Source organism: Shewanella sp. c952 (assembly GCF_019654975.1).
Classification (GTDB): Bacteria; Pseudomonadota; Gammaproteobacteria; order Enterobacterales; family Shewanellaceae; genus Shewanella.
In genome coordinates this window covers 89,898-96,107 of record NZ_BPEW01000018.1, presented here as the reverse complement: position 1 = coordinate 96,107, position 6,210 = coordinate 89,898, and the positions used below count along the sequence as shown (strand labels likewise).

Annotated in this window: 4 protein-coding genes and 3 tRNA genes; all 7 read left to right on the top strand. The window is 43.3% G+C overall.

Translation table 11 applies throughout. The features are described 5' to 3' along the window. The first annotated feature begins 7 nt into the window (after positions 1-7). The 7 genes from K5R16_RS13240 to rsxC all read left to right on the top strand — a co-directional run bounded on the left by K5R16_RS13240 (position 8) and on the right by rsxC (position 6,210). A tRNA-Asn gene (locus K5R16_RS13240) sits at positions 8-83 on the top strand. 27 nt (positions 84-110) lie between these two features. Then, positions 111-186 (top strand) — tRNA-Asn (locus K5R16_RS13235). A 34-nt stretch (positions 187-220) separates the two neighbouring features. Next, a tRNA-Asn gene (locus K5R16_RS13230) sits at positions 221-296 on the top strand. A 188-nt stretch (positions 297-484) separates the two neighbouring features. Further along, positions 485-2,410 carry an EAL domain-containing protein gene (locus K5R16_RS13225; RefSeq protein WP_220738031.1) on the top strand — a complete coding sequence of 642 codons (1,926 nt, stop codon included), beginning with the start codon at positions 485-487 and terminating at the stop codon, positions 2,408-2,410. Positions 2,411-2,516: 106 nt separating this feature from the next. Then, positions 2,517-3,095: an electron transport complex subunit RsxA gene (gene rsxA, locus K5R16_RS13220; RefSeq protein ID WP_020912475.1), complete on the top strand. Its 579-nt coding sequence runs from the start codon at positions 2,517-2,519 to the stop codon at positions 3,093-3,095. Positions 3,096-3,097: 2 nt separating this feature from the next. Further along, a complete protein-coding gene (gene rsxB / locus K5R16_RS13215; RefSeq protein WP_220738030.1) occupies positions 3,098-3,667 on the top strand; it encodes an electron transport complex subunit RsxB in 570 nt (189 codons plus the stop codon). After that, positions 3,661-6,210, top strand: coding sequence for an electron transport complex subunit RsxC (gene rsxC / locus K5R16_RS13210; protein ID WP_220738029.1), 2,550 nt, complete (start codon positions 3,661-3,663; stop codon positions 6,208-6,210). The genes rsxB and rsxC overlap by 7 nt, the downstream gene beginning before the upstream one ends.

Genomic DNA, 6,210 nt, shown 5'->3' with positions numbered 1-6,210 from the left:
ATGCAATTCCCCTGTAGTTCAGTTGGTAGAACGGCGGACTGTTAATCCGTATGTCACTGGTTCGAGTCCAGTCTGGGGAGCCACTTTATTTATAATTAGATTTATGCGATTCCCCTGTAGTTCAGTTGGTAGAACGGCGGACTGTTAATCCGTATGTCACTGGTTCGAGTCCAGTCTGGGGAGCCAATCTAATTAAGACGTGTTATAGGTAACAAACGATTCCCCTGTAGTTCAGTTGGTAGAACGGCGGACTGTTAATCCGTATGTCACTGGTTCGAGTCCAGTCTGGGGAGCCAACCTAATTCAGCATCTCAGCATCTCAGCATCTCAGCATCTCAGCATCTCAGCATCTCAGCATAATTACCTCTAAGTAAAAAATTACGCAAGTAAAGCAACTGATAATAAGTTCAAAACCTGTTTATAATGGCCATTGATAAAATTTTTAGAACTATCACTGTCTCCTATAAATGTGAATGGACTCAATATGACAAGTTTCCGATATTTTCAGCTTTTTTTAGTGTCTATTTTCTGTGGATTAACGTTTGTTACATACACAGTTAATCGAGCCGACATATTAACATACAGCGAAAATACGCTAGCGCAGTACGTTGCGAGTATTGATGCTGCGACTAACTGGCAGGACGATGGTAAGGCTTTATACCTAAGCCTAGATAAGCAGTTCTCTTTTCAATTTTTCCAATATATAGACAGCAATGACAGTGATAATAGCTACACCCATGGCCGATTACTTTCCCTGCACGACGATGTCATTAGTGAACTTTTTCAAATGGATATTCCATACACGCAGTCTCTAAAAAATGGTCGATTACAAGTAAAACTCTCCATTGGTAACACCATTTCAGAAACCGTTATAATGTTTAAAAAACAACTGATGTTCATATGGTTTACATTTTTGCTTATCAGTATTTTCAGTTTTGCACTTACTTTGCGCCAAGCCAAAAAGTTACGATACAGCGCCAAAGTAATAGAAGAGTTACCGAATTTGGCTTTCCACTCAATACAAAAGTCTAAATTGAAAGGTGAATTCAAACCTCTAGCGACAGCGATAGAGTCATGTCAGCATAATTTAAAAGCAGAAATTGATAAGCTCACCGACGCCAATGAAAAACTGTCAAGAGCAGCATTTCAAGATCCCATCACAGGTTTTGGAACCCGCGCGAAATTCACTGAAAAACTAAATGATATTTGCTCACCCAATAGCCAACAGTTCGGTGTACTTGCGATGGTAAAGGCCACTGAACTGGGTGCTATAAACCAATTACATGGTCGTGAGGCTGGAGATGATTACTTAACCCGTATCTCAAATCACATTAGAAAATCTTTAGTTAAGTCTCCTAATGCTTATTGTTACCGGATTTCGACAGCAGATTTTGCGCTCATATTACCCGACGTTACGCTTAAGGAAGGTACCAGTATTATTGAGCAGGTAAAGAATGCATTCGATGAGTACCAGCAAAACTTGGGAACCGATTCGGTTGCCTATATTGGATTATGTCCCTACCTACAAAATAGCGATCCCGTTTCTTTAATGACTCTTGCGGATACCGCTGTGAGCATCGCTCAAACATTAGGCCCTAATAGTATACATGTACTTCAAAGGCTCAAAGGTGATGAGCTATTTGGAGACAGTAGATGGAAAGTAGCTATCGATGACATAGTAAAACGCAGCGCAATCAAATTTTATGCCCAGCCTATTCGACCTTGTAGAAATGATGTGGAGTCCTACCGAGAACTGCTATCTCGATTTTATAATGATCAAGGAAAATCTCTCCCCACAGCAACCGTCATTGCCATGGCAGAACGTCATGGAATGAGCGAGGAACTCGATAAGCTTGTCATCTTAAAAACCCTGAGCATACTCAATGAAACACCATCAATGTCAGGATTATTTGGCATAAATATATCGGCATCATCTGCAAGCCACGAGAGTTTTGTCGCTTGGCTTAAAAATGTATTAGTTCGTCAGCGTCACATAGCAGCCAGATTAGTTTTTGAAGTCAATGAGTCAGGGATGCAAACTAATTTGTCCGCTACTTATCATTTTATTAATGAAATCCATAGTGTTGGAGCACGCGTCTCTATTGAACGATTTGGCCTAGGTTTCACCTCTTTTAAGTTTTTCAAAGATGTTCGACCAGACTTTATCAAATTAGACGGTAGCTATACCCAAGGGATAAATTCAGACGCCCACAACCAGTTCTTTGTCAAAATGATTATTGATATAGCAAGAAAGCTCACTATCCGAGTGATTGCCACTGGTGTCGAAAATCAAGAGGAAAAGCTGGCAATGGAGCACCTGTTAATGGACGGGCTTCAAGGCTACTACATCGCAAAGCCAACTCCTTTATTAACAGTAAGTAACAGTGATAAAGCAGAAATAGTGCTTTAAATTCACTCACTAGAAACCAAATTCATTTGTCCTTGCTTTCTTTGTGTTGTTTATGACGGCGGAAAAGCCGATAATAGCGCTAAGATTGTCTAAAAAATGAATTGAGATGAGTGAATATCTCCTGTTATTGGTCGGCACTGTGCTGGTCAACAACTTTGTATTAGTTAAATTTCTAGGTTTATGCCCTTTTATGGGGGTATCAAGCAAACTTGAGTCAGCTATTGGTATGTCAATGGCGACCACCTTTGTGCTGACCTTGGCATCTATTCTTAGCTACCTAGTGAACCAGTACCTGCTGTTGCCATTTGATCTTGGCTACCTCAGAACAATGAGCTTTATTCTAGTCATTGCCGTCGTCGTTCAATTTACCGAAATGCTAGTGCAGAAAACCAGTGCGTCTTTGCATCGCGCCCTGGGCATTTATCTGCCACTGATTACGACAAACTGTGCAGTACTCGGTGTTGCTCTACTCAATATTAATGAAGACCATAACTTTTTCGAGTCAGCGATATTTGGTTTTGGTGCTGCTGTTGGATTTTCTTTAGTGCTAATCCTGTTTTCCGCCATGCGCGAACGGCTTGCTGCTGCTGATGTCCCAGCGCCATTTAAAGGCGGTGCTATTGCCATGGTTACCGCAGGTCTTATGTCCCTCGCATTCATGGGCTTTACAGGATTGGTTAAATAAACATGTCAGGTATTGTTATCGCAATTGTTGTCCTCACGATACTCGCCCTTGTTTTTGGTGTATTACTGGGCTTCGCAGCCGAAAAATTTAAGGTAGAAGGTAATCCACTCGTTGAACAAGTCGAGGCACTGCTGCCACAAACTCAGTGTGGCCAATGTGGCTACCCCGGCTGCAGACCTTATGCAGAAGCGATTGCCAACGGCGACAAAATAAATAAATGCCCACCTGGTGGCACAGCGACCATGGAAAAGATTGCTGACTTGGTTGGCGTCGATCCCGAGCCTTTAAATGCGACTGAAGAAGTACAAGAGAAAAAAGTCGCATTCATACGTGAAGATGAATGCATTGGTTGTACTAAATGCATTCAGGCTTGCCCTGTAGACGCCATATTAGGCTCAGGTAAGCTGATGCATACCGTTATCACGGATTATTGCACAGGATGCGATCTGTGCGTCGCTCCCTGCCCCATCGATTGTATTGACATGCTACCGATAGAACAAACGACTAAAACATGGGATTGGCAGCTAAATGCCATCCCGGTGAAACAAGTGCTAGAGGAACCGCAGTGCTAACTTTATTAGAACAAATTGATAAAGGAACCATTTGGCGCTCCCATGGCGGTATCCACCCGCCAGAGTTAAAAGCCTTATCCAATAGAACGGCTATCGAGACATTGCCCTTAGCTAAGCAATTTATTTTACCGATCCCGCAAGTTGGTGACAGTGCCCTGCTTACTATTAAGGCTGGTGACCATGTACTAAAAGGGCAAGCCCTAACCGTTGGAACGAGCTTTGCTCATTGTCCTGTGCACGCGCCTACATCCGGTACTATCGCTGCAATTAAGCCTATGCCAAGTAACCATGCGTCAGGTTTAGCAGTGTTAAGCTGTATATTGATCGCCGATGGCAAGGATGAAGCCGCTGAAACCAATATCAGTGACGTTTCAGCGTTAGATAATCAACAGATCTTAAAAAAAATACAAGATGCAGGCATTGCCGGTCTTGGTGGCGCAGCGTTTCCCACTCATATAAAACTGCGACCCGCTAGCGATATTGAACTAGTGATCATAAACGGCATCGAGTGTGAACCCTATATCACCTCTGACGATAGACTGATGCAAGAGTACAGCGATGAAATTATTGCAGGCATCGCTATTATTGAACGTTTATTGACGCCAAAGCGCATTATTATCGCCATCGAAGATAATAAACCTGAAGCATTCGAGGCAATGCAGCATTCACTAAACCGAAGTGAGTTGTCTAGCGATAAAACTCGAATAACTAGCGTACCAACTAAATACCCTTCAGGTGGAGAAAAGCAATTAATTCAAATCCTAACGGGGCAAGAGGTGCCATCTGGTGCCATTCCTGCACAATTGGGAATGTTAGTGCAAAATGTTGGAACGGCCTACGCAATACAAGATGCAGTGATTAATGGTCAACCGCTGATCTCAAGAGTCGTCACTGTAACGGGACAAAATAGTAAAAAGCCAGGTAACTACTGGGTTCCGATTGGTACTCAGGTTGACCATGTACTGCAAACTAATGGCTTTAAAGGCAAGCTTGAACAGGACAAAGTCATCATCGGTGGTCCTATGATGGGGCATTCGTTGCCAGATATAGCAGCTCCAGTGCTCAAAGGCACTAACTGCATTCTACTGCCAAGTAGTGACGAAATAGCACCAGAGCAACCTGAAATGCCATGCATCCGCTGTGGTGAATGCGCCGTGGCCTGCCCTGCACTGCTTTTACCGCAACAACTATTTTGGCATGCCCAGGCACAAGAATATGATAAAGCAGCCAGCTTCAACCTCAATGATTGTATTGAGTGTGGTTGTTGTAGCTATGTTTGTCCTAGTGATATTCCATTGGTTGAATATTACCGGGTCGCGAAATCAGCACTTCGCACACAGTCAGAAGAAAAGAAACAAGCTGATTTTGCTAAACAACGCTTTGATGCAAGGCAGCAGCGCTTGGAAGACGAAAAACTAGCCCGCGAAAACAAGGCTAAAGAAGCTGCCGAACGCCGTAAAAATAATATGACCGGCACCGATAAGAATGCAGTCGCTGAAGCGATGGCACGGATCAAAGCCAAGAAGGCTGCAGAAGCATCCGCTGACAATGCCTCTACAGAACCTGTTCAAGATAAAAAAGCACAAGTAGCTGCAGCTATAGCGCGCGCAAAAGCTAAAAAGTCATTATCGTCAGAAACAACTACCACTTCGACTGAAACAAACGATTTAGTTGATGACAAAAAAGCTAAGATAAATGCGGCTATCGCAAGAGCTAAAGCGAAAAAGGTACAACAGACCAATCCTGCTGATTCAGCGCTTATTGCTGAAGCAAGCAGTACTGCAGTCGACGATAAAAAGGCTAAAGTAGCCGCAGCTATCGCACGCGCCAAAGCTAAAAAGCAATCTCAGTCGGCTAATGTTGTTCACAATCAACAGTTGGACGCTGTTGAGACTGATGCAGAACAAGCTAGCGAGTTGAACTTGCAAGCTGAAGCGCCTCTGTCACCTGAAGAGATTAAAAAAGCCCGTATCGCCGCCGCAGTAGCCAAAGCAAAGGCTAAAAAGGCACAAACAACAGACCATGCTCAATCAACTCAAGTTGATACTATAGAAACTTATGTAAAACAAGTTAGCGAGTTGAACTCCCAAGCTGAAGCGCCTCTGTCACCAGAAGAGATTAAAAAGGCCCGTATCGCCGCCGCGGTAGCTAAAGCAAAGGCTAAAAAGGCACAAACCACAGACAATGCTCAATCAACTCAAGTTGATGCTGTAGAGACTGCAGTAGAACAAGCTAGCGAGTTGAACTCGCAAACTGAATCGCCTCTGTCAGCAGAAGAGATTAAAAAAGCCCGTATCGCCGCCGCGGTAGCCAAAGCAAAGGCTAAAAAGGCACAAACAACAGACAATGCTCTATCAACTCAAGTTGATACTGTAAAGACTGATGTAGAAACAGTTCAAACTGATGCAGCAAAGCCTAGCGATGTAATCTCGCAAACTGATGCTCTGCAGTCACCTGAAGATATTAAAAAAGCGCGTGTTGCAGCAGCTGTAGCAAAAGCGAAGGCAAAAAAAGCAAAAGCTAAACTGGAAGAGAAGGAATAA